At 64.1% G+C, this 17,562-nt stretch carries 19 protein-coding genes; 11 read left to right on the forward strand and 8 right to left on the reverse strand.

Going from position 1 to position 17,562, the window contains the following annotated elements; translation table 11 throughout:
• Nucleotides 1–195 precede the first annotated feature (195 nt).
• Nucleotides 196–963 (forward strand): helix-turn-helix domain-containing protein, encoded by a 768-nt coding sequence (locus ACWIGM_RS09590; RefSeq protein WP_454025712.1) that lies wholly within the window; start codon nt 196–198, stop codon nt 961–963.
• Nucleotides 964–996: 33 nt separating this feature from the next.
• On the opposite strand, the gene ACWIGM_RS09595 is transcribed toward ACWIGM_RS09590, so the two are convergent.
• The 7 genes from ACWIGM_RS09595 to ACWIGM_RS09625 all read right to left on the reverse strand — a co-directional run bounded on the left by ACWIGM_RS09595 (nt 997) and on the right by ACWIGM_RS09625 (nt 8,499).
• Nucleotides 997–2,793 carry an ABC-three component system protein gene (locus ACWIGM_RS09595; RefSeq protein WP_454025713.1) on the reverse strand — a complete coding sequence of 599 codons (1,797 nt, stop codon included), beginning with the start codon at nt 2,791–2,793 and terminating at the stop codon, nt 997–999.
• Complete coding sequence (locus tag ACWIGM_RS09600; RefSeq protein WP_441513497.1) at nt 2,790–3,038, reverse strand: ABC-three component system middle component 6; 249 nt, start codon at nt 3,036–3,038, stop codon at nt 2,790–2,792. Before ACWIGM_RS09600 ends, ACWIGM_RS09595 begins: the two co-directional genes overlap by 4 nt.
• Nucleotides 3,035–3,976: a hypothetical protein gene (locus tag ACWIGM_RS09605; RefSeq protein ID WP_454025714.1), complete on the reverse strand. Its 942-nt coding sequence runs from the start codon at nt 3,974–3,976 to the stop codon at nt 3,035–3,037. Before ACWIGM_RS09605 ends, ACWIGM_RS09600 begins: the two co-directional genes overlap by 4 nt.
• A 212-nt stretch (nt 3,977–4,188) precedes the next feature.
• Nucleotides 4,189–4,902 (reverse strand): DUF2971 domain-containing protein, encoded by a 714-nt coding sequence (locus ACWIGM_RS09610; protein ID WP_454025715.1) that lies wholly within the window; start codon nt 4,900–4,902, stop codon nt 4,189–4,191.
• Between the two features lie 221 nt (nt 4,903–5,123).
• Nucleotides 5,124–6,362, reverse strand: coding sequence for a class I SAM-dependent methyltransferase (locus ACWIGM_RS09615; protein WP_454025716.1), 1,239 nt, complete (start codon nt 6,360–6,362; stop codon nt 5,124–5,126).
• Nucleotides 6,359–7,162, reverse strand: a complete 804-nt coding sequence (locus ACWIGM_RS09620; RefSeq protein ID WP_454025717.1) for a DUF1365 domain-containing protein — start codon at nt 7,160–7,162, stop codon at nt 6,359–6,361. The genes ACWIGM_RS09615 and ACWIGM_RS09620 overlap by 4 nt, the downstream gene beginning before the upstream one ends.
• Nucleotides 7,159–8,499: an NAD(P)/FAD-dependent oxidoreductase gene (locus tag ACWIGM_RS09625; protein WP_454025718.1), complete on the reverse strand. Its 1,341-nt coding sequence runs from the start codon at nt 8,497–8,499 to the stop codon at nt 7,159–7,161. Before ACWIGM_RS09625 ends, ACWIGM_RS09620 begins: the two co-directional genes overlap by 4 nt.
• Before the next feature lie 140 nt (nt 8,500–8,639).
• On the opposite strand from ACWIGM_RS09625, the gene ACWIGM_RS09630 reads away from it, so the two are divergent.
• The 6 genes from ACWIGM_RS09630 to ACWIGM_RS09655 are packed head-to-tail and all read left to right on the forward strand — an operon-like array spanning nt 8,640 to nt 12,753.
• The gene (locus ACWIGM_RS09630) at nt 8,640–9,239 is read left to right on the forward strand and encodes a hypothetical protein (protein WP_454025719.1); all 600 of its coding nucleotides are present in this window, start codon (nt 8,640–8,642) and stop codon (nt 9,237–9,239) included.
• Between the two features lie 30 nt (nt 9,240–9,269).
• Nucleotides 9,270–9,638, forward strand: a complete 369-nt coding sequence (locus ACWIGM_RS09635; RefSeq protein ID WP_454025720.1) for a DUF2147 domain-containing protein — start codon at nt 9,270–9,272, stop codon at nt 9,636–9,638.
• A 52-nt stretch (nt 9,639–9,690) separates the two neighbouring features.
• Nucleotides 9,691–10,311 carry a sigma-70 family RNA polymerase sigma factor gene (locus ACWIGM_RS09640; protein WP_454025721.1) on the forward strand — a complete coding sequence of 207 codons (621 nt, stop codon included), beginning with the start codon at nt 9,691–9,693 and terminating at the stop codon, nt 10,309–10,311.
• A 2-nt stretch (nt 10,312–10,313) separates the two neighbouring features.
• Nucleotides 10,314–10,934 carry a ChrR family anti-sigma-E factor gene (locus tag ACWIGM_RS09645; RefSeq protein ID WP_454025722.1) on the forward strand — a complete coding sequence of 207 codons (621 nt, stop codon included), beginning with the start codon at nt 10,314–10,316 and terminating at the stop codon, nt 10,932–10,934.
• Nucleotides 10,931–11,734: a DUF1295 domain-containing protein gene (locus ACWIGM_RS09650; protein WP_454025723.1), complete on the forward strand. Its 804-nt coding sequence runs from the start codon at nt 10,931–10,933 to the stop codon at nt 11,732–11,734. The genes ACWIGM_RS09645 and ACWIGM_RS09650 overlap by 4 nt, the downstream gene beginning before the upstream one ends.
• Nucleotides 11,731–12,753 (forward strand): SAM-dependent methyltransferase, encoded by a 1,023-nt coding sequence (locus tag ACWIGM_RS09655; protein ID WP_454025724.1) that lies wholly within the window; start codon nt 11,731–11,733, stop codon nt 12,751–12,753. The genes ACWIGM_RS09650 and ACWIGM_RS09655 overlap by 4 nt, the downstream gene beginning before the upstream one ends.
• Before the next feature lie 24 nt (nt 12,754–12,777).
• Here ACWIGM_RS09655 and ACWIGM_RS09660 read toward each other — a convergent pair whose 3' ends face one another.
• Nucleotides 12,778–13,191: a DUF2177 family protein gene (locus tag ACWIGM_RS09660; protein WP_454025725.1), complete on the reverse strand. Its 414-nt coding sequence runs from the start codon at nt 13,189–13,191 to the stop codon at nt 12,778–12,780.
• Between the two features lie 140 nt (nt 13,192–13,331).
• Here ACWIGM_RS09660 and ACWIGM_RS09665 point away from each other — a divergent pair, with 140 nt between their 5' ends.
• The 4 genes from ACWIGM_RS09665 (at nt 13,332) to ACWIGM_RS09680 (ending at nt 17,492) form a co-directional block, all read left to right on the forward strand.
• Nucleotides 13,332–14,192, forward strand: a complete 861-nt coding sequence (locus ACWIGM_RS09665) for an alpha/beta hydrolase (protein ID WP_454025726.1) — start codon at nt 13,332–13,334, stop codon at nt 14,190–14,192.
• A gap of 234 nt (nt 14,193–14,426) precedes the next feature.
• On the forward strand, nt 14,427–15,344 hold the full coding sequence (locus tag ACWIGM_RS09670; RefSeq protein ID WP_454025727.1) for an MBL fold metallo-hydrolase: 918 nt from the start codon (nt 14,427–14,429) through the stop codon (nt 15,342–15,344).
• Between the two features lie 111 nt (nt 15,345–15,455).
• On the forward strand, nt 15,456–16,208 hold the full coding sequence (locus ACWIGM_RS09675) for an SDR family oxidoreductase (RefSeq protein ID WP_454025728.1): 753 nt from the start codon (nt 15,456–15,458) through the stop codon (nt 16,206–16,208).
• Nucleotides 16,209–16,487: 279 nt separating this feature from the next.
• Nucleotides 16,488–17,492 (forward strand): mechanosensitive ion channel family protein, encoded by a 1,005-nt coding sequence (locus ACWIGM_RS09680; protein WP_454025729.1) that lies wholly within the window; start codon nt 16,488–16,490, stop codon nt 17,490–17,492.
• The last annotated feature ends 70 nt before the right edge of the window (nt 17,493–17,562 follow it).

The following is a 17,562-nucleotide window of genomic DNA, read 5'->3' on the forward strand; positions in this document are numbered from 1 at the left end:
TCGATTTCGCGACGGTCCGGCGCTGCTGGAGTTGGCCCATAGCTGACGCTGGCAATGTCCGCTTTCGGGCATGCCGATTGTTTACACCCTAGCGTAAATGATGGGGCTCGCCTGTTGAGAGCTGAAGGGTTTTCCGGCCTCTTTTAATCGAGCGAATGGCGTCACTCTCATAGTCGTCCAACGCAGGGAGTGGCCATGAACCCGAAAGAACTCATCGACCGTATCGTCTCAATGCCGCCGCCGGCTCAGGGCGTCGCCGCCACGCCACCCGCAGAGGTCGTCGCGATGGTCGTCCGCATGGCCCGCGGGCTAAGACAGTGGAAGCAAGACACGCTCGCCGACTTCGCATGCGTCAGCATGTCCACGGTCGAGCGCGTCGAGCGCGCTGAGCCGGTCAGTATCGAAAGCCTCGACCGAATCGCTCAGGCACTCGGTTACGAACCCGGCGCCTTCTCAGCGCCCCGCCTGCCAATCCCCAGGGAAGAGGCGGCCACGCAGATGGTCGATCAGCTCGGAAATCTCCAGCAGGTCGAGGTGCGCCCGTTCGAAACCCACCGCCAGATTAGAATGATCGCAGCCACCCAGGCCTGTTACATCCACCGCCCCGAGGTAGGGGCCGCCTACGACGAGCAGGTGGCGGGCCTGCGGGAGTGGCTAGACTTGGCGTCCTTCGCACTGGGGCCTGCCCCCGTCGACGGGGGCGAGCCGATCCGTCGGCGGGCACTCTGCGACGGCATCCTGGCCGCGGTTGCCGATCTGCGCCGCCGCGGCGTCACGGTTCTCGTCGGCATCGCCGACGCGCCAATCCCGGGATTCGCCGATTGGAAAGTGGCGATCATCTCGCTCACGCCCAAGCTCTCCGATCCCGGCGCGCCCAAGCGCCGCGCGATCTTCGTCGATAAGCGCTGCTTGCGTCACGGTCCCGGCTATCTGGAACACCTGTCCGACGAGGCGGACCTCTAGATAGAGATCGTTCGCGGGATGCTGCCGGCGCGATCAGTCGAATCGGAAGCCGAAGAGCCCGGTCGTCTCGTCCCGATCCGATAGCCTCGGTTCTATGATCGCGGCCTCACGGTCGATGCCGTCTTCGAGTTTCAGTGAATCGTAGATGTCGCTGTTCATCGTGACGATATACTGCCGCCCGTAATCTCTGGCGGCAGCGGCACCCAGACCTATGGCACGCGCAACCTGCCGGGGATCGACACCGTCGAAGAGGTGGCTGTCGTGGATAAGAAAGCCTGGTCCGTTCCCTCGCTTCGACCAGATGCAGAACAAGGCGTAGTCTAGGCAGAAGATCTCCATGCTTGAGATGCCCCCGCCACGGTCGCCCTGGATCGTGATCCGGAACTCTGGACCGTTCTCCGTGGCCTCGACCTCGAACTTGCCCTTCCTGTCCTCGTAGAGCTTTTTGATCGCCGCTCCGACGAGGAGGATGGCCTCGTTCAGCCGCTCGTGTCGGTTCTGGTGATCGAGCTGGAGCCGTTGCTTGATGCTCGCTCGCTCGATGGTGAGCTCCGTGCCCTCGCTGGCAAGGACCGTTGCCGACTGGAAGCGATCGCGCAGCGAGGCGGCCTCGGCCTCGGCGTCGGCCAGCCGCTTCTGCAAGCCGACGAAATCCTCAAGAGCCCCATGCCCTTCCAGCAGTTGCAGGATCTCGCTCCGCTCGGCGTCCAGGATCGCGAACCGGTCCTCGCCCTTCTTGATCTGCCGCTCGGTCTCGTCGACCTCCTCACTGAGATGGGTGCGCCTGTTATCGATCACGCTCTTGTGGAAGCGGGCAACATCGTCGAATCGCCGAATGGCCACGTCCGGTAATTCGATGCCCACGGCAGCGTACAGCCGGCCGACGTCGCTTCGCTCGGGAATGCGTTCCACCTCGATGGCGTTGCGTAGGTGCGCGACGGTCTCGCGAAGCGGCACCGCACGTCGCGAAATCGCCTGCATCTCCACCTTGGCCCTGGTGGCCTGGTCCATCATCTCGCGATAGGCTTCGTGGACCTGGAACCGGCCGAGTTCCTCCTTGAGCTTGATAGCCCTCGCCTCAGCCTCGGCGAGCGCCGATCGTAGCTCGCCGACGCTCCCGATCACCTGTCCGAACGCGCCGTCTTCAACCGCCTTCTTCAGCTCTTCGAGCTGCTTCTCGCGCTTCCGGATGGACTGGAGCGCCCTGGGAATGCGCCAGTCCAGGCCGAGCAGGTAGGAGAGGCTCACCTGCCAATCCGGGCGCTGCTGGGCCTCGGCCTGGCGCTCAACGTAGGAGTAGCCGCGCGAGCCCTGACGGCGGGCGAAGTAGCCGATCAGCGACCGGAAGCTTGGAGAGAAGCTCTCCTCGAACGCCGAGCCCTTCATCACGGACGGGAAGTCGAACATGTGATGGGCGAGGAAGTCCTTCCATTCCTCGTTGGATATCGACAGCCCGCCGATATTCGAGGCCGAGCCGACGCCCGCCTTGTCCTTCTTCGCCGTCAGCTTGAAGTGCTCGACGCTCGCCGCGTCGATGTAGATGCGGCTCGGCTTCGATCCGCTCCTCTCGACCTCGACGTCGCGGCCCGCCACGCGGAAGGTCCCGCGGAAGGTGTTCTCGATCAGGGCCTTGTGGCGCAGGAGGCTATCCGGATCTGCCTTGGCACCAAGCAGGAAGTGAATGATCTCGATGAGGCTCGACTTCCCAGCGCTGTTGCGCGTCTTGGCGTCGTCCTCCTTCGACGACTTATCAGACAGCAGGACGTTGAGCCCGCCATGGAAGCGCACGGGCTTGAACGTCTTCAGGTCGCTGTTGATCGAGATGATCATGCCGGCTCCGCCGGCCGCATCAGCCCGCCTGTCTCATCGATGGCCTTGATCGCATAAAGGAAGGTCAGAGCGAGGACGAACCAGTCGAACGAGATCGGGCTGGCCTCCTGAAGCGCCGCTCGTGACGCGCGCACGCGTTCCCAGAGCTCGGAAACGTCCCGGGGACGGTCGAGCTGGGCAAGGATCTCCGCGCCAACGCCGACGATGGCGCGATGCGGTGATAGATGTTTCCCGGGAAGGATCATGCGGCGGCCTTGGACGGATCATCCTTAAAGATATCGCAGGCCTCAAAGAGGTAGGCGAGAAGCGCCTGCGCGGCGACTTGCCGCTCCGGCGGGACGCTGCCGATCCCGGTGATGCCTTCGTAGAGCGCTGTCAGGATCGCGTGCGGAGGCAGGTTCTGGGCGTCGAGGTCGGCATAGCGTTGCGAGAATACCTTGGCTACCTGTTTCCCGAGTTCCGGATCGGGATGCTGGTCGACATAGGTCGCCACGACGGTCGCATTGCCACTCGCGCCGATCAAGGTCCGCCGCCAGTGTCCTTGGATCCGGTTGATCTCAAGCTTATTCACGGGCGGCTGGTTGGGTTTGGCATCGGCGAAGGGCGCCTCGTCCATGCCCTTGATGACGCCGGCCATCAGCGTCGCGACCTCCTCCACCTGCATGTTCATGCTGTCCTCGGCCGAGGCGACCGGGCCGAGAAGGTACACGATGTCGTTCTCTGACAGGCCGAGGACGCGGTCGCTGAACGCCGGCGGCCCGATCAGTCCAAAACGGTGCTTCGAGTACTGGCGGCCGAAAGCCTCGATCAACTCGATGACATCGACGGGTACGCCGTCGAACAGGTTATGGACGAAGTGCCATTCCTTCATGATTGATGGCAGCTTCGACGCCGCGGCGGAGTAGTCGTCCTTCATCTTCTTCGTCACTGTGGCGGCGCTCACCGGCGTGTCGTGGCGCTTGCCGTAACACTGGAAGACGAACCCCGAACCTCGCAGGTAGCCGTCGCAGCCCTTGTCACCGAGGCTGCCCATCGCTCTTGCCGGAACGAAGTCGGCGCCATGGAGCCGCTCCATCACTTCGGAAAAGAACTCCTGGAAGCCGTCTCCGTGAATTCGGCGCAGCTTGAGCTCAAGGGACATCTGCCATTGCAGACGCTGGTGTGGGGTCATCCAGTCGGACATGACCGCTCGCGATTGTTGGAGGGAACACTCACTAAAGGGCCAAGGCATCTCTCAGGCAACGTCCTAGCCCGCGTTATGCCCAAGCCGCGTCAATCCTGGTTAGACTACGATGTTTCGAGAAATTGCTCGCTTCCACGCCACCATCTCGTCAGGCCAGTGATCAAGGGTATTTCTAGCGTCGACGTCGGCAGGTTAATGGACCTCATTTCTGATCAGCGGCGCCGCATGCGAGCTTCAGTGTTGTCGAAGCTTAGTCGATAGCCATTGAGCTGCATCTCAGAGCAATCGATGTTTTGTTGCCGCGCCAGCCTTTCGATGGTGTGGCGGATGTCCGGGTCGATCCGATGACCGAAGTAGATCGTGCGGACAGTGGCTGGGTTGCGATAGCCGATCCGGCCCAGCCGCTGCGTGAACATGCGCCACTCACGCTCGTAACCCCACTTCTGGCTCTTCGAAGACAGCACTCTACGGACATCGGTTTCGAGATCGTTCTCTCCGAGATCAAGGTTCGGTGGGTTCTCGGTGTAGAAGAGCCGCGAGAACGCAGCGTTTCCCTCAAGGGAATCGCGCAGGTCTGAGAAATCGTATGCGATGCAAATGCCGCGGAACTCGTCGGCATAGTGCGCCCACATGAGCTCATTAGTTGGCGTCTCGCTGAAGCAGGCGATCCCGGTCCGCTGCTTGCCCTCGCGAATCGATTCGAGAATGGTCTGGAAGTAGAGATCGCCCGGACCGTGGCGGCGAGCGAAGAATGTGCCTTCCATCGGATCGTTCATCTGATGGTACGCCGAGGCCCAAATATACCCCTCCTGGATAGCCGCCAGTTCGCGGCGCTGAACCTCAACGGTATCGTCGTCGAAGCGTCGGAAGCTTCGATAGCGATAAAGCTGCGTAGGTGTGACGTAGTCGACTATGCGGCCCGGCATGCGATCCTCCCGCTATAAATGCTGGATACCAGCGACGTAGGACCACTGCGAGAACGACTTGAAAATGCGACCCATAGGCTTGATTGGGCGATGGACCGCCGTGTGCGAAGTGATTCCACGCTGGAAAGAGCAGCCCGCCGCACTCGGGCAGGAAAGTCCGTTTTTAGGCAAGTGGCCAGAGTCGGCTCCTGGCGCGAAGAAGAAGCTAAACCCCTCGAGATCTATCGGCGCCCGCCCAAAGTAATCAGACTGACGTCGATCGTGCCGGCTCGGAAACCGGCCTCGCAATAGCATAGATAGAATTCCCAGAGCCTGCGGAACGGTTCGTCGAAGCCTTGTGGAGCGATCTGCGGCCAGCGCTCGACGAAGCGCCGGCGCCACTCCTTCAAGGTCCAAGCATAGTGCGTGCCGAACCCAAGGCGCTCGATCTCGGTGAGACCCGCCGCTTTCGCCGCGCCGACCAGCGCGGGAACCGAAGGCAGACAGCCGCCAGGGAAGATGAAGCGCTGGATGAAGTCCGTGCCTTGCTGGTAGGGCTCGAACAGAGCGTCATCGATGGTGATTGCCTGCAGGACCGCGTGACCTCCGGGCGCAAGGCAGCTCCGCAGAGTGGCGAAGTATCCGGGCCAATAGCCGCGGCCCACCGCCTCAATCATCTCGATCGAGACGATGCGATCGAACTGGCCGACAATATCGCGATAATCCTGCAGGCGAAGGTCGACCCTGTCCGCCAGCCCGGCTTCGGCGATCCGCCTTTGCGCGTATTCAAGCTGAGCCGGGGAGAGCGTGATAGCGGTGACGTGGCAGCCCTCGCGGGCCAGGCGCTCCGCCAAGGCGCCCCAACCGCAGCCGATCTCTAGGATATGCTCGCCACCTGAGAGCGCGAGCATCTCGACGATCTTATCGAGTTTGCGGTCCTGGGCGGCCTCGAGCGTATCCGTCGACGCCTCGTAGAGCGCGGAGGAGTAGGTCATGCCCGCGTCGAGCCAGTGCCGGTAGAAGTCGTTGCCGAGGTCATAATGAGCCGTGATGTTGCGGCGACTGCCGGTTCGGCTATTGGCGTTGCGCCAGTGCCGCAGGCGATTGAGCAGACGCGCCGGCCAAGCGCCTGAGACGAGCTGGCGCAGCGTCGCGTCATTTCGCGCCCCTAGTTCGATCAGTGCCGTCAGGTCCGGCGTGGTGAAATCGCCGTCGCGATAGGCCTCGGCCAGGCCGATATCCCCGTCGAGCAGCAAGCGGCGCATGGCGCTCCAGTTCTTGAGGACGATCGCCGCCTGCGGTCCCGGCCCATTGGAGCCACTCCATAGCTGCTCGCCCTCGGGCGTGACGACGCTCAGCCGGCCGACGACGATCTGCGAGAGCAGCCGGCGCAGGAACCAGCGGGAAAGGCCGATACCGCCCGGCAGCGAGAGCGAGGATTCGGCCATCGGTGCCTGGCGTTCGGTGTCGGGAAGCCTCATAGCTGCGTCGATCCCTTCGGATGAGGAGCCGCCGCCCGGCCGGTGCTGAACCGATGCTGGGGCGGAGCAGGATGTGTCCACCAGTGGATGCGCTTCGCAATGAGACGAAGCGCGTGCCAATGGATGGCAGCGGTGACCTTCAAGGTCAGCAGGGGATGCGTCGCGAGCAGGCGCAGGAGTGCCCCATCGTCGAAGGCGCGGCGTTGGCCGCTCAGGGAGGCGGTGATCAGCCTGCCCTTGGAATCATGCCCGTCGATCACGATCGAGATGCGCTCGCCCGGCGGCTCGACATGAAAGGCGTAACGCATGGCCAGGCCCATGAAGGGCGAGACATGGAAGCGCTTCTCGGCCTCCTGGCGCACAGGACGCGCCTCAACGCCGACCGGTGCGACGTAGCTGTGAATCTCGCCGAAGGTGTTGTGCACCTCGTAGACGGTCGCTCGCAGATTGCCGTCCCGGCCGTAGCAGAAATAGGTGCTGACCGGATTGAAGGCGTAGCCGAGGATGCGCGGCATGGTCAGCAGCCGGACTGCGCCGTCATCCCAGGCGATGCCGGTCGCCGCCAGCGCTTCCGCAACCTGCTCCTTCAACGGCCTGCCGCTAAGATCGCCATAGTCGGCATCCCGGAAGGCGTAGAGATTGAAGCGGTTGCGGGAGAACAGGCGCGACTGCTTCGCCAGGGCGTCGATCTCGTCGAGATCGAGCAGCATCCAGAAGACGCGATAGGCCAGCGCATGCGGCCTAGGCCGAAACCGGCTGTGACGTACACGGCCAACATAGAGTGCGGAATGCCGGTTCATGCCGCCAGCTCGCGCGGGACCGGGAGCGGAATGCGGCCGGATTCGTCGGTAACGTTCCAGGGGCGCCGCACATCGCCGAGCGCCTCGGCGACGGCGAGCCCCGATTGCAGCCCGTCCTCGTGAAAGCCAGAGCCGAAATAGGCGCCGCAAAACCAGCTGCGCCTTGCACCCTGCAAAGCCCAAAGGTTCTCCTGGGCCGCGAGCGCGGCCTGGTCGAAGATCGGATGCTCGTAGAATTCTTCCCGCAGGATGGTCTCGGCGCGCAGTATATCGGGCGGGTTCAGCGTGACGAAGAAGGGCCGCTGCCCGGGCAGGTTCTGCAAGAGGTTCATCCAGTAGGTGACCGCGCAGGCGGCATCCGGCCGGGCACGCTCACCGATATGGTTCCAGCTTGCCCAGGCACGGCGACGCTTCGGCATGAGCGCCTCGTCGCCATGCAGCACGGCGCGGTTCCGGCTGTAGCGAAAGGCGCCCAGCGCACTCGCTTCGAGCGGATCGGGATCGGCGAGCATAGCCAGCGTCTGGTCGGCATGGGTCGCGAAGACGACTTGGTCGAAGCGCTCGCTCCAGCCATCGCCCGTGACCAAGGCCTCGTTCGGCGAGCGCCTCACCTGGCGGGCCGGCGTGCCTAGCCGGATGCTGCCACCGAAGCGCTTGCGTAGCCGCCCGACATAGACCGCGCTGCCGCCGGTGACGGTGTGCCAGAGCGGGCGATCGGTCAGCTGCAGCAGGCCGTGATTGTGATGGAAGCGCAGGAAGGCCTGGACGGGGTAGGACAGGATCTCCGAGCAGGGAGCCGACCAGATCGCCGCGGCCATCGGCAGGAGGTGGTCATCCCGGAATGCGCTGCCATAGCCGCCGGCAGCGAGATACTCGCCGAGTGTCATCGCGTCAGCGCTCCCCGCGCGGGCATCACGAGTGGCATCCCGGTAGAAGCGGACGAGGCCCTGGAGCATGGCCCAGAAGCGCGGGCTGACGAGATTGCGCCGCTGCGCGAACAGGCCGGCAAGGCCGGTGCCACTGTATTCGAGGCGGCCGCCATCGAACGAGACGGCAAAGGACATCTCGGTCGGCTGCGTCGCGACGCCCAGATGATCGAGCAGCGCGACGAAGTTCGGATAGGTCTTCTCGTTGTAGACGATGAAACCGGTATCGACCGGCGTCTCGCTGCCATTGCTCCCGGGCACCAGGACAGTGTTCGCATGACCGCCGAGCCGTGGCTCGGCCTCGATCAGCACGACGTCATGCGCCTGTCCCAGCAGCCACGCCGCCGACAGGCCGGAGATGCCGGCGCCGATGACGGCGATCCTCTGTGGGTGTCCGTGAGCCTGCGGCATGGCCATTCCTTGCTCTTCGGAAAGGCTATACGCGGGGGGCTGCGCTTTGGATTTGTCGCCCGGTCCCGGAAATCACTGCCGGATGTGGGCCGATCGCTCCTGCCGCGCGTAAGCAGACCGAGACAACCGGAGGTCTGGCCATGTCCGCCGAGGGATTGAAGCGTCTGTTCGCGGCACTGGGCGCCCATGTCGCCCATCCAGGGCCACGGGAAGCGATCGCCAACACGGTCGCCCTGGTGATCGTCTCGAACCAGCCCTTCTATCCACTCTACCTCTACTGGGCTGTGTCGCCCGTGATCTCGCCGTCCTTCCTGACCTTCCTCTCGACGCCTCTGTTCGCGCTGGTGCCGAGCGCGATGCGACGCAATTCCAGGCTTGGGCGCAGCCTTCTGCTCTGCGCCGGGATCGGCAACACGCTGCTCTGCCGCTTTGCTTTCGGCAGCGCGTCAGGCGTCGAAGCCTTCCTGTTTCCTTGCCTTATGCTGTCCGCGCTGCTCTTTCGCCCCGACGAGCGCATCTATGCCGCCAGCTTCATCGCGCTAAGCTTCGCGGCCTATCTGCTGCCCGTCGATGCCATCGCACCGCCGCTGCATCTCTACCAGCCGCAGGAATATGTCGCCCTGCAGCGCCTGAACTTCCTCAGCGCAGCTTCTCTGACCGCGCTGATAGGCTGGCTTTTTGCAGGGCAACGTCAGGGCATCTCGGCCGACGATGAAACCGGAACGGACAGGCGAGCGTAGAAGAGACATACCTTGCGGAAAGGACATCGCATGAGACGTCTTCTGCTCGCCCTGATCATCGCCTTCCCATCCGCTGCGAGCGCAGCTTCGACCGTGCTCGACGGCACTTGGCTGCGCGACGACGGCAACGCTCGCGTTCGTATCGGCCCCTGCGGCGACAAGGTCTGCGCCACCAACCTCTGGATCGGCGACACCAGCAAGGGCGAAGCGCCTGGAGACAAGCTCATCATGACGCTATCCCCCCAGACGGATGGCTCCTTCTCCGGGACTGCCTACGATCCCAAGCGGGATTGGACCTATTCGATGACGATCAAGGCCACTCCGGGCGAGCTCAGCACACGCGGATGTATCCTCGGGCGCCTGATCTGCCGCGATGTCGGCTGGAAATCGGCCGAGTAGCGGGTGCGGCCAGCCCTGTGATCCGCCGCCGCGCCGCCGCCGTACATTGCATATGGCTGCCGCATTCGCCCTGACTGTCGAAGACATGCGCGAGGCGTCAGCCGCAGCGCCGGGAGGTCGGTTCTTCGTCTTGTTCGACGCCAATGCCTTGATTGCTGCTATTGCGCGCTCGGGTGATCGGGCCGCTTTCGTCGCGCTCTTCGACCATTTCGCGCCGCGCGTGAAGGGATTGCTGATACGCGGCGGGACGTCGGCGGAATTGGCGGAGGAAATCGCGCAGGAGACGCTGCTCTCGGTCTGGCGCAAGGCCGCATTGTTCGATCCCGCCAAGGCGAGCGCCTCTACCTGGATTGCTACGATCGCGCGCAATCGGCGCATCGACATCGCCCGGCGGGAGAACCGCTCGCGGCTTTCGCAAGTTTATGAGATCTTGGATGAAGACGGACCTGAACAGCCTGACGAGACTATCTCGGGAGCCGAGCGCGACGCCCGGATCAGGGCAGCGATGACCGGACTATCCGCCGACCAGTACCGGGTTGTCGAACTCGCTTTTCTGGAGGAGTTCAGCCACCAGGACGTGGCAAAGCGCCTGGCGATCCCGCTCGGCACGGTAAAGTCGAGGTTGCGGCTCGCATTGTCGCACCTGCGTGGCAAGCTGGAGGATCTGCGATGAGCATGGCCCATCGCCCGTCCGACGAGACCCTCGCTGCCTTCGCAGGTGGCCACCTTGACGAGGGGCTGTCGCTGGCTGTCGCCGCTCATGTCGAGCTGAACAGCGAAAGCCGGCGCCTCGTGCATGAGCTCCAGGCTGTTCGGGGCGCTTTGCTCGACCGCATCGAACCTATTGCGATGTCGACAGGTGCCCCAGACCCGGCCGGACAGAAGCCGCTCACGGACACCCCCGTCATCGCATCTCCACCGACCGAGCCGGGCATGCCTAACGTGTTGCGTCCATACGCGCTCGGGCCGTGGCAGCCAATCGGAATCCGGGTTGCGATGCGGCGCATCAAGGTGCCCGGAGCGCAAGCCCGGGTCTTCATGCTGAGAGCCGGCCCGGGGATCGCGCTACCGCACCACAAGCATACCGGCTTCGAATGGACGACCATCCTCTCCGGCGCCTACGAGCATGAATATGGCCGCTATGCAGCCGGCGATTTTGACGAGGCTGATACCGAGCACGACCACACTCCGCGTGTCGACCCCGTCGAGGGCTGCACCTGCCTGGTCGCCATGACGGGCAACGTCCTGTTCCAGGGTTGGCTCGGCAGGCTGCTGCAACCGCTGGTGCGGCTGTGACCTTGGCCTCCTTTGCGGCGACGCTGCTCTTCGTCGCCGTCGCGATGTCGGCGACCATGCTGCTGGCGACTCGGATCGAGCGCCGCACTGGGAATTCCGGCTGGATCGACGTTATCTGGACCTTTGGTCTCGGCACCACCGGCACGATGGGGGCGCTCCTGCCGTTCGGCGAGGGGCCGCTCGCTCGTCGCCTCTTTGTCGCGGCGCTCGTCGTCGCGTGGGCGCTGCGCCTCGGCCTGCATATCGCCGGGCGGACCAAAGGAATCGCCGACGACCCACGCTACGCGCGGATGAAGCGCGACTGGGGGCAACAGGCCCCTGCAAAAATGGCCCGGCTGCTGCAATTTCAGGCGCTCGCGAGCATCCCCCTCGCCATCGGCATCGTCCTGGCAGCTCATAACCCGACGGGGCTTGGCCAGACGCAGGACGCGCTCGGTCTGGCGATCTTCCTCGTCGGTATCCTCGGAGGCGCGATCGCCGACCGACAGCTGCGCGGCTTCGCGCAATCGGGGCTGGGAGGCGTCTGCGATACGGGTCTGTGGGCCTTTTCACGCCATCCCAATTACTTCTTCGAAGCTGTGCTCTGGTGCGCCTATGCGGTGATCGCCTCCGCCATGGCCTATCCAATTGGCTGGCTCGCCTGGCTCGCGCCCGTTGCGATCACACTGCTGCTTGTCCGCGTCTCCGGCATCCCACCGCTCGAGGAGCACATGCTCGCCAAGCACGGAGCGGCCTATCGCGACTATCAGAGCCGGACCAGCGCCTTCATTCTGCTGCCGCCACGAGGAGCCAGGCCATGACTATCATGCAGAGGCTTTCGAGCTGGGGCGAGGCTTTGCCCGTGCCCGACGCGATCAGCCGCATGGTCATCGCGTCGCTGGTAGGACGGACGGATCGCACGCTCGCGACGAAGCCAGGCAATGCGGCCGGGTTCGCGCTGGAGATGGCGGAACAGCCCATCGCGCTGCATGCAGACGCCGCCAATGCCCAGCATTACGAGGTGCCGGCGGAATTTTTCGAGCTAGCCCTGGGGCCGAGGCGGAAATATTCCTGCTGCTACTACGCCGGCCCGGCCGACAGTCTTCAAACCGCCGAGGAGGCGGCGTTGGCGCTGACCGCCGAGCATGCGAGCCTTGCCGACGGACAGGAGATCCTCGAGCTCGGTTGTGGCTGGGGCTCGCTCTCGCTGTGGATGGCGGAAGCCTACCCGCAGGCACGGATCGTCTCGGTCTCGAACTCGACCTCGCAACGCGCCTTCATCGAAGAGCGAGCGCGAGAACGCGGCTTTGGCAATCTGCGTGTGATCACCGCGGACATGAACGACTTCGCCATCGAGGGGCGCTTCGACCGCGTCGTTTCGGTCGAGATGTTCGAGCATATGGCGAACTGGCGGGCGTTGCTCGAGCGCGTGCATGGTTGGCTGAAACCGGACGGGCACCTGTTCATCCATGTCTTCGCCCACACTCGGGGCTGCTATCGCTTCGATGTCGGCGAGAGTGCCGACTGGATCGCCCAGCACTTCTTCACCGGTGGGATCATGCCGAGCGCGGCGCTGGCGCACCAGTTCTCCGACCTGTTCGCAGTCGAGAAGGAATGGCGCTGGAGCGGCGACCATTATCACCGCACCGCGGAGGATTGGCTGGCGAATTTCGACCGCAACCTGCCTGCGATCGAACCGATCCTGCGCGAGGCCTATGGCGAGGACGCACCTTTATGGCGCCGGCGCTGGCGCCTGTTCTTCCTGGCGACGAGCGGGCTGTTCGGGCACTCGGGCGGTGAAGCCTGGGGCGTCAACCACTATCGGATGAGGCCAGTCTGACGACTCGCGGACTGCAGCTGGCGATCAGAGCCAGCCCCAGCCGATCGCCCGCCGCACGACCTCGTACGCCACCCAGCTGCAGAAGCCGACGACCACCGTGCCGTAGATGATGTCGGCAAGCGTGATCGTCAGTGTCCATGGTCGGAGCGTGGCGTAATTCGTCAGATCGTAGGTGGCGTAGGCAAGCAGGCCGATCAGGGCACCGTTAATGAGGGCAGCACCGGCGTTGCCCTCGCGAAGTGCGGGCATCACCGCAAAGTGCAGCACGCCGAGTGGGAAGCCGAAATAGAAAAGCGCCGCCGGGACGTAACGTACCTGCTCGACGATCAGATCACCGAGCGCCGGACGATAGAGCCTAGCCGTCATTGTGCCGAGCCAGATTGCGTCGCAAATGCCGAAGGCGACGAGAAAGGCGACGTAGCCGGCGACGAAGCGCATGACGACCTCCAGGGCTTGCTACCTGCAGATACGTAGCGCGCGCCCATCCGGATTACCTTCCGGTGCAGCTTGCACACCCCGACGATCCAGCGCGCCTTGTCCGACGTACATGCGCAAAGGTCAGTAACGCAAAGGCGCTCATGACGATCTCGATTTCCAGGCGCGCTGTCGTGGCGTCGCTTTCAGGCACGGCTTTCGCCGGTTGCGCCGCTTTACGGCCAGGGGCGCTAAGCGAAGGCGCGCGCGACGTCGCCTATGGCCGCCATCTGCGTCAGACGATGGACATCTATGTTCCGCCCGGCGGCCGTATGGGAAGACCGGTCGTCTTCTTCATCTATGGCGGCTCATGGGCCAACGGGGCCAAGGAAAGCTACGCGTTCGTCGGCGACGCCTTGGCCGCCCGTGGCTTCGTCACGGTGGTCGCCGACTACCGGCTCGTTCCAGAGGTACGGTTCCCGGTCTTCATCGAGGACGGCGCTACTGCGCTGCGCTTCGTCCGTGAAAACATTGCGCGTTTCGGCGGCGATCCGCGCCGTATCCACCTCATGGGGCACTCGGCCGGTGCGTACAACGCGATGATGCTGACGCTCGACACGGGCTATCTCGCGCGAGCCGGGCTTCCATCGAGCACCATCCGATCGGCCGTTGGCCTCTCGGGTCCTTACGACTTTCTGCCTCTGGATATCGACGTGACCAAAGCTGCCTTCGGTAACGCCAGCAATCCGGAGCGGACGCAGCCGATCCATTTCGTACGCCGGGACGCGCCGCCGATTCTGATTGCGACCGGCGCAGAAGACACGACCGTCCTGCCCCGGAACAGCGAGCGGCTCGCCGCTGCGCTACGCCGCGCCGATGCGCGCTCAGTTGCGCTCAAGATCTATCCTGGCCTCGGTCATGCCGGAACCGCAGCTGCGCTCGCGCGCGCTATGAGTTGGCGAGCGCCCGTTCTCGATGGTGTAGTCGAGTTCTGGGAGGAAGCCCGACCGGCTCTTCGCGAATGATATGTCATGACTCCAATTTGAGACGGCCCAACCTGCAGCGGCCCACTCGGAAATGTCCGCTTCCGGCCAGCGGACCGATGTCTGCTATTGGCGCTATTCGACGCTCGCGACGCGATCAGCTCGATCTATAACATGGTATGGCTCTCCCTATCCCTCGACCCAATCGACCGCAAACACGCTCGAACTTAGCGTCTTCGGTGCCGTGACTAGAACGGTGGTCAGTAGGAGACGAACATGAGCCTGGACATCGCCTCACGCCCTGCACGGTCGGGGCCCGAAGAGCTGGTTCCGTCGCGCTATGCGGTGCAGATCGGTGACATCGAGGTGCTGGTGATCAGCGACGGCGTGCTGCCGCTTCCGACCAAGATGCTGGGGCACAACGCCGAGGCGGCGGAGCGGGCAAGCTGGCTGAACGAGATGTTCCTGCCGCAGGAAGCGTTCGACTGGTCGCTGAACGTGGCCCTGGCCCGCAGCGGTGACCAGACCATACTCATCGACGCGGGGCTGGGGCTGGACCCGGACCTCAACCTGCCGCGGGCCGGGCAATTGGTGAAGCGGCTCGAGGCCGCCGGAGTCGATCTGGGGTCCGTGACCGACATTGTGCTCACCCACATGCACATGGACCACATCGGTGGGCTTCTTGTCGATGGCGTGAAGGACCGGTTGCGCCCGGATCTGCGGATCCACGTCGCCGCCGCCGAGGTCAAGTTCTGGGAGGCGCCCGACTTCACCCACGCCGTCATGCCGCCGGGCTTCCCGGACGCGCTCCGCTCGGCCGCCAAGCGGTTCGTCGAGCAATACGGCAACAATCTGCGTCTGTACGACCAGGAGCAGGAAGTGGCGCCGGGCGTAGTCGCCCAGCGTACTGGCGGCCACACTCCCGGGCACGCCGTGGTCCGTCTGGCATCCAAAGGCGAGCGCCTGACCTTCGCCGGTGACGCCGTCTTCGCGGTCGGCTTCGACCATCCGGATTGGCACAACGGCTTCGAGCACGATCCCGAGGAAGCGGCACGCGTTCGCGTTCGTCTTCTGACGGAACTCGCCAAGAACGGCGAGCAGCTGGTGGCCACACACCTGCCGTTCCCGTCCGTCGGCCGGGTCGCGGTCGATGGCGATACCTTCCGCTGGGTGCCCGTCTTCTGGGACTACTGAACCCATCGCCGGCAAGAACCGGCGGGGGCGCCTTCAAGACCGTGCCCCCTTCGGACCACGAGGCCAGCTTCGACAGCGCGCCGCATGGACGGCTGAGAACGGAGATATCCCATGAAAATCGTCATCATCGGTGGAACCGGCCTGATAGGTTCCAAGACCGCGGAGCGCTTGCGCAAAAAGGGGCATGAGGTCATCGCCGCCGCTCCCAATACCGGCGTCAACACCATCACCGGCGAAGGCCTGGCAGAAGCCCTGATGAATGCCGAGGTGGTGATCGACCTCGCGAACTCGCCTTCGTTCGAGGACAAGGCCGTACTCGAATTCTTCCAGACATCGGGCAAGAACCTGATGGCGGCGGAGAAGGCGGCGGGCGTCAAACACCATGTCGCGCTTTCCATCGTCGGCACCGACCGGCTGCCCGAGAGCGGTTATCTGCGCGCCAAGGTCGCGCAGGAAAAGATCATTCGGGAGGCCGGTACTCCCTACACGCTCCTGCGATCGACGCAGTTCATGGAGTTCCTCGGCGGCATCGCCCAGTCCGGTACGGTCGGCGACACGGCTCGCCTGTCGACCGGCAATCTCCAGCCGATCGCCTCCGACGACGTCGCCGATTTCGTGGCAGAGGCAGCCCTGGCAGCACCGGCCAACGGCATCATCGAGATCGCCGGCCCCGAGCGCGCGCGTCTCTGCGATTTCGTCGCGCGTTACCTGAAGGCTATCGGCGATACCCGCACGGTCGTCCCGGATCCAGATGCCCATTACTTCGGGACCAGGCTGGAGGACGGCTCACTCGTTTCCGATGACAACCCGCGTATCGGCAGCGTCGACTTCGAGCACTGGTTCGCAACCGCGCCGCGAAAATAGCCACAAGCACGGGCCGTCTTCGAGGCGGCCCCGTGCCCGAGCAATCGAAGGGATGCCGGATATGATCAAATCATCTGCCGCTCCGCTCACGGCTGTACCGCCACGGTGCCCGCGAAGACCTCAGCAAGGCTCCGCCAGCGGATCTGCTGGCTGCTCTCGTGGATCATGTCGCCCAGCAGGCCCAGACATCTCCCGCCAGGAACCAGACGGATGCGCCGGGTGCCAGGCCCGATGCATGACCATGCTTCGCCTTGACCAGCCCTCGTCGTGAACACTCCCATGCTCGGTGATAACCACGTCCTGGCGCTTGCCCTGACCAACATCCTGGGGCTTGCCGGGATCGTCGTTTGGCATCTTCAAGGTGGCGGCCGCCCGAAGGGCCGCCTTATCGTCCAGATCCTGTTTTTCACCTGCATGAGTCTCGTACTCTACATCGCAGGCGTCGCGCCGCATCAGCCCGACGATATCTACATCGAGGGCCTTGCTGGGCTGCTCTCCCAATCGGCCCGAATTCTCTGGTGGACGCATCTCGCCTGGACCGTCATCGGTTTCATCCACATCTATGTCAGGCTCAATCGCAAGCCGCGGGAAGCCCATCTCATCCTCGACATGGCTGTTGCCGTCATCTACCTCGGCGTGGCGCTGTCGGTGATGGGTTTCGTGTTTGGGATGCCCATCGCAACCCTGGTGACGACCTCGGGCGTCGTTGCCGTCATTCTGGGCTTGGCGCTGCAGAATACGCTCGGCGATGTCTTTTCGGGCATCGCGCTGACGCTTGGCAAGGCCTATGCGATCGGCGACTGGGTCCAGTTGAGCGACGGCACGGCAGGCCGTGTCATCGAAACCAACTGGCGCTCCACCAATCTGCTGACCGGAGCGAACAACGTCGTCGTGCTGCCGAACAGCCTGCTGGCGAGACAGGGCCTGACCAGCCTCAGCCGCCCCGACGAGACGCATCAGATCACGTTGAGCGTGCGCTTCGCCGCCCTGCAAAAACCGCGCGCGGTGGAAGAGGCCATGCGATCGGTGCTGCAGGCCAGCGCCCGGATCGTCAAGGAGCCACCACCCGCCGTGGCCCTCAAGACCATCGACGCAATCGCGATCGACGTGGAACTCCAGTTCCGTGTCGCCAGCGTCGCCATTGCGACAGCCGCCAAAAACGAGATCATCGACCTCATCCATGACCAATGCCAGATGAGCGGCCTTGCGCTGGCCATGCCGGCCGCCAGCCTCGTTTTCGTGTCGGGAACGACGGGCGGCGACCGTTCCGCGCCGAGCAGCTGAGGCGGGCTGATCGACACTCTTCAGCCGGGACACGGCGATCGCTGGCGCGCCGAACTCGCTGCGCCAGCCC

The sequence above is a fragment of the Allobosea sp. NPDC055332 genome, assembly GCF_053645455.1.

What these genes read in the sequence shown, in the direction of transcription:
- ACWIGM_RS09655 (WP_454025724.1), top strand. Translation starts at nt 11,731, where the DNA reads ATGACTATCATGCAGAGGCTTTCGAGCTGGGGCGAGGCTTTGCCCGTG.
- ACWIGM_RS09640 (WP_454025721.1), top strand. Translation starts at nt 9,691, where the DNA reads ATGGCTGCCGCATTCGCCCTGACTGTCGAAGACATGCGCGAGGCGTCA.
- ACWIGM_RS09630 (WP_454025719.1), top strand. Translation starts at nt 8,640, where the DNA reads ATGTCCGCCGAGGGATTGAAGCGTCTGTTCGCGGCACTGGGCGCCCAT.
- ACWIGM_RS09645 (WP_454025722.1), top strand. Translation starts at nt 10,314, where the DNA reads ATGGCCCATCGCCCGTCCGACGAGACCCTCGCTGCCTTCGCAGGTGGC.
- ACWIGM_RS09590 (WP_454025712.1), top strand. Translation starts at nt 196, where the DNA reads ATGAACCCGAAAGAACTCATCGACCGTATCGTCTCAATGCCGCCGCCG.
- ACWIGM_RS09595 (WP_454025713.1), bottom strand. Translation starts at nt 2,793, where the DNA reads ATGATCATCTCGATCAACAGCGACCTGAAGACGTTCAAGCCCGTGCGC.
- ACWIGM_RS09605 (WP_454025714.1), bottom strand. Translation starts at nt 3,976, where the DNA reads ATGTCCGACTGGATGACCCCACACCAGCGTCTGCAATGGCAGATGTCC.
- ACWIGM_RS09620 (WP_454025717.1), bottom strand. Translation starts at nt 7,162, where the DNA reads ATGAACCGGCATTCCGCACTCTATGTTGGCCGTGTACGTCACAGCCGG.
- ACWIGM_RS09635 (WP_454025720.1), top strand. Translation starts at nt 9,270, where the DNA reads ATGAGACGTCTTCTGCTCGCCCTGATCATCGCCTTCCCATCCGCTGCG.
- ACWIGM_RS09670 (WP_454025727.1), top strand. Translation starts at nt 14,427, where the DNA reads ATGAGCCTGGACATCGCCTCACGCCCTGCACGGTCGGGGCCCGAAGAG.
- ACWIGM_RS09600 (WP_441513497.1), bottom strand. Translation starts at nt 3,038, where the DNA reads ATGATCCTTCCCGGGAAACATCTATCACCGCATCGCGCCATCGTCGGC.
- ACWIGM_RS09665 (WP_454025726.1), top strand. Translation starts at nt 13,332, where the DNA reads ATGACGATCTCGATTTCCAGGCGCGCTGTCGTGGCGTCGCTTTCAGGC.
- ACWIGM_RS09625 (WP_454025718.1), bottom strand. Translation starts at nt 8,499, where the DNA reads ATGCCGCAGGCTCACGGACACCCACAGAGGATCGCCGTCATCGGCGCC.
- ACWIGM_RS09680 (WP_454025729.1), top strand. Translation starts at nt 16,488, where the DNA reads ATGCTCGGTGATAACCACGTCCTGGCGCTTGCCCTGACCAACATCCTG.
- ACWIGM_RS09675 (WP_454025728.1), top strand. Translation starts at nt 15,456, where the DNA reads ATGAAAATCGTCATCATCGGTGGAACCGGCCTGATAGGTTCCAAGACC.
- ACWIGM_RS09660 (WP_454025725.1), bottom strand. Translation starts at nt 13,191, where the DNA reads ATGCGCTTCGTCGCCGGCTACGTCGCCTTTCTCGTCGCCTTCGGCATT.
- ACWIGM_RS09610 (WP_454025715.1), bottom strand. Translation starts at nt 4,902, where the DNA reads ATGCCGGGCCGCATAGTCGACTACGTCACACCTACGCAGCTTTATCGC.
- ACWIGM_RS09615 (WP_454025716.1), bottom strand. Translation starts at nt 6,362, where the DNA reads ATGAGGCTTCCCGACACCGAACGCCAGGCACCGATGGCCGAATCCTCG.